We start from the raw sequence: 429 nt of genomic DNA, 5'->3' as shown, positions 1-429 counted from the left end.
TCGCAAACGGATCTACACGCTTCAGGTCGAGTAAGCGCACCCTGTATTCTGGGTCAAGAACCGCTTTACCCTGCCTTGTCGCCCGTTCACAGTGTGAGGACAACGTTGATTAGTCAGCCTCACAAGACATCTGGTATGAAAGTCGTCCTGATTGGTGTCGGGCAGGCTGGTGGGAAAGTGACCCAGTCGCTTGCCCAGTTCGATTACGACATGGGGTTCAATGCTGTTCGGGGAGCCCTCGCCGTTAATACGGCACGAGCAGACCTCCAGAACCTCGATATAGACACGGCCCTCATTGGACAGGACCGCGTGAAAGGTCACGGCGTCGGCGGTGACAACGAACTCGGCGCTCAGATTATGCAAGAGAACGCCACTGAAGTGCTCGACGAACTCGACGGCCGCATCACGACCGAGGCCGAGGCCATCGTC

General features: G+C 57.1%; 1 pseudogene. It reads left to right on the top strand.

The window, feature by feature from the left end:
• Nucleotides 1-135 precede the first annotated feature (135 nt).
• Nucleotides 136-429, top strand: a pseudogene (locus DVK05_RS16690) (cell division protein); the annotation flags it as partial.

Origin of the sequence: Halorubrum sp. Atlit-8R (genome assembly GCF_003666025.1) — an archaeon.
GTDB lineage: Archaea > Halobacteriota > Halobacteria > Halobacteriales > Haloferacaceae > Halorubrum > Halorubrum salinarum.
Note: the sequence above shows the minus strand (reverse complement) of the source record. Positions and strands in the feature narration are given on the sequence as shown.